The 3,544-nt window shown below is 69.0% G+C and carries 3 protein-coding genes; all 3 read left to right on the top strand.

Annotated elements, in window-relative coordinates:
- The first annotated feature begins 175 nt into the window (after positions 1–175).
- The 3 genes from rarD (at position 176) to ACFWI9_RS33435 (ending at position 3,295) form a co-directional block, all read left to right on the top strand.
- Positions 176–1,159 carry an EamA family transporter RarD gene (gene rarD / locus ACFWI9_RS33445; RefSeq protein ID WP_387168832.1) on the top strand — a complete coding sequence of 328 codons (984 nt, stop codon included), beginning with the start codon at positions 176–178 and terminating at the stop codon, positions 1,157–1,159.
- Between the two features lie 108 nt (positions 1,160–1,267).
- A complete protein-coding gene (locus ACFWI9_RS33440; RefSeq protein WP_387168830.1) occupies positions 1,268–1,717 on the top strand; it encodes a VOC family protein in 450 nt (149 codons plus the stop codon).
- Between the two features lie 225 nt (positions 1,718–1,942).
- The gene (locus ACFWI9_RS33435; protein ID WP_387168827.1) at positions 1,943–3,295 is read left to right on the top strand and encodes a M28 family metallopeptidase; all 1,353 of its coding nucleotides are present in this window, start codon (positions 1,943–1,945) and stop codon (positions 3,293–3,295) included.
- Positions 3,296–3,544 lie beyond the last annotated feature (249 nt).

Here is a 3,544-nt window from a genome sequence, read left to right as displayed (position 1 = left end):
GACCGGCGCCCCTGGCGTGTGCCCGACCATCGGATCGTCATGACCGTATGGCGATACGGGCATGACAGGCGAACCCGCCGGGCGCTACCTTCGACGCGCGGGTGACGCGGTGGGAGGTTCGGTGAAGGACAACGAGCAGCGGGCCGGTCTGCTGTACGGAATCGGCGCCTACGGGATGTGGGGTCTGGTCCCGCTCTTCTGGCCCCTCCTGAAACCGGCCGGTGCCCTTGAGATCCTCGCCCACCGGATGGTGTGGTCACTGGCCGTGGTGGCCATCGCCCTGCTGGTACTGCGGCGCGGACGCTGGATACGCGAGCTGCTGGCCGATCCGCGCCGACTCGGGCTGATCACGCTGGCCGCCACCGTGATCACCGTCAACTGGGGCCTCTACATCTGGTCCGTCAACGCCGGCCATGTGGTCGAGTCGTCGCTGGGCTACTTCATCAATCCACTGGTCACCATCACGCTGGGCGTGCTGCTGCTGAAGGAGCGGCTGCGGCCCGCGCAGTGGGGTGCCGTGGGCATCGGGTTCGCGGCCGTGGTGGTGCTGGCCATCGGTTACGGCCGCCCGCCGTGGATCTCGCTGGTCCTGGCCTTCTCGTTCGCCTGCTACGGGCTGCTCAAGAAGAAGGTCAACATCGGCGGACTGGAGTCACTGGCCGCGGAGACCGCCGTGCAGTTCCTCCCCGCCCTCGGCTATCTGCTGTGGCTGGGCTCGCAGGGCTCGTCCACCTTCGGCTCGACGGGCGCGGGCCATGCCGCGCTGCTCGCGGCCACCGGGGTGGTCACCGCCGTACCGCTGGTCTGCTTCGGGGCGGCCGCGATCCGGGTCCCGCTGTCGACCCTGGGGCTGCTGCAGTATCTGGCACCGGTGTTCCAGTTCCTGCTGGGGGTCGTGTACTTCCACGAGGCGATGCCCGCCGAACGCTGGACCGGCTTCGGGCTGGTCTGGCTCGCCCTGACCATCCTCACGTGGGACGCCCTGCGCACGGCGCGCGCCACCAGGGCACGGCTCGTACAGGCTGAACGGCTCGCGCGAGCGGGGTGCCCCACGCAGGCCGCCCCGGCGGACGCCGCCGCCCCGCTCATGGGCACGGGCGCGGTCCCTGCCGTTGACGTCGCTGCGGCCCCGGTGCGGCGAGAGACCGCGCCGGACTGACTCCCGGATCCGCCCCTGGCCCGGTTCGGGGTGGGCATCACACGGATGCCGTGCCCCTTTCCAGCTGTTCCCGTCGTCGCGGCGCTCACCGCGCCTATAACTGATCCCATGCCACTGCACTGGAAGCTCGTCATCGACGCGAACGACCCTCTCTCCCAGGCCGACTTCTGGGCCGAAGCCCTCGGCTACCTTCCGGAGGACAACAGCACGCTCATCGAGCAGCTCCTCACCTCAGGGGACGTACCGCCCGAACTGACCGTGGAATGGCATGGCCGTCACGCCTGGCGGGATCTGGCCGCCGTCCGGCATCCGGACGATCCCTACGACGAGCACAGCGGAGCCGGTCTCGGCCGCCGGCTGCTGTTCCAGCGGGTCCCCGAGACCAAGACGGTCAAGAACCGCCTCCACATCGACCTGCACTCCGAACCCGGGCAGCGGGACCGGGAGATCGCCCGGCTGGAGAGCCTGGGGGCCACCGTCACGCACCACGTACAGGCGCAGGGGGGCGATTGGCGCGTCATGCGAGATCCCGAGGGCAACGAATTCTGCGTGCAATAGCGCACGGCGGCTACAGCCGCTGCGGCGACTCGCCTACGGAGCCGCCCCGACCGTCCGCTGACCGAACCCGACTGACCGGTTTCCACTCTTGACGGCCAGTCAGCCTCTCGCTGACCATTCCCCACAAACACGCACCGAGTACAGCTCCAGCACCCCGCGGCACCGCCGTCGCGGGGTGTCACGCACGTTCCGTCCCATCCCCGAACGGAATACCGGAGCCCCCACATGATTCGCTCTGTGCACAGACGCCTCGCCGCTGGCACCGCGATAGCCATCGCCGGACTGCTCGCGGCGGCCGTACCGACCGCCGCGGCCACCGCCGGCACCGCGAGCAGCACCAGCGGCACGGCCGTCGGCGCACCCGCCGTCGCGACACTCGCCGCGCCGCCGGACATCTCCGTCGCGAACGTCAAGGCGCACCTCAACGACCTCCAGTCGATCGCCACCGCCAACGGCGGAAACCGCGCCCACGGCCGTACGGGCTACAAGGCATCGGTCGACTTCGTGAAGGCCAAGCTGGACGCGGCCGGATTCACCACGACCCTCCAGCAGTTCACCTACTTCGGCTCCACCGGCTACAACCTGATAGCCGACTGGCCCGGCGGCGACAGCAACCAGGTGCTGATGGCCGGCTCGCATCTCGACTCGGTCAGCTCGGGTCCCGGCATCAACGACAACGGCTCCGGGTCAGCCGCGATCCTGGAGACCGCGCTGGCCGTCTCGCGCGCCCAGCTCGCCCCGGACAAGCACCTGCGGTTCGCCTGGTGGGGCGCCGAGGAGCTGGGCCTGGTCGGGTCCAAGTACTACGTCAACAACCTCTCGACCACCGAGCGTTCGAAGATCAAGGGCTATCTGAACTTCGACATGATCGGGTCGCCCAACCCCGGTTACTTCGTCTACGACGACGACCCGACGATCGAGCAGACCTTCAAGACCTACTTCTCCGGCATCGGAGTGCCGACCGAGATCGAGACCGAGGGCGACGGCCGCTCCGACCACGCCTCCTTCAAGAACGTAGGCATCCCGGTCGGCGGGCTGTTCACCGGCGCCAGCAACACCAAGTCCAGCGCACAGGCCACGAAGTGGGGCGGCACAGCAGGTCAGGCGTTCGACCGCTGCTACCACTCCTCCTGCGACACCACGTCGAACATCAGCGAGACCGCGCTCGACCGCAACAGCGACGCCGTCGCCTACGCCATCTGGACCCTGTCCGCCGGGACCACCGTCCCGGGTGACGTCTACGAGAACACCACCGATGTCACCATCCCGGACTACGGAAGCGCCGTCACCTCGTCCGTGGCGGTCTCCGGACGCACCGGCAACGCCCCGTCCGCGCTCCAGGTCGGCGTGGACATCAAGCACACCTGGCGCGGTGACCTGGTCATCGACCTGGTGGCCCCGGACGGCAGCACCTACCGGCTGAAGAACTCCAGCGGCAGCGACTCGGCGGACGACGTCGTCACGACCTACACCGTGAACGCGTCCAGCGAGACCGCCAACGGCACCTGGCAGCTCAAGGTCCAGGACGTGGCCCGCTACGACACCGGCTACATCAACAGCTGGAAGCTCACTTTCTGAGCGAACTGAGCAAACTGAGGGACCCGAGCGAGCCGAGCCGTCCGCCGGCCACGCTCACGACCACGGCAAGCGCGGGGTGCCCCCTCCCAGGGGCACCCCGCACCCGTTCGTACCGCTCCTCGACTCCGCGCTGGTGCTGTGGCCGGATAGGTTTGCCGGGAAGCTCGCGGCGTCCGGTGCGGTACATCGCAAGGCGGTGGGGGTCCCCCCGCCGAAGGCAGGGGGAGATCGCCCTCGTACTGGATGTAC

The organism is Streptomyces sp. NPDC127084, from assembly GCF_042724175.1.
Classification (GTDB): Bacteria; Actinomycetota; Actinomycetes; order Streptomycetales; family Streptomycetaceae; genus Streptomyces.
Note: the sequence above shows the minus strand (reverse complement) of the source record. Positions and strands in the feature narration are given on the sequence as shown.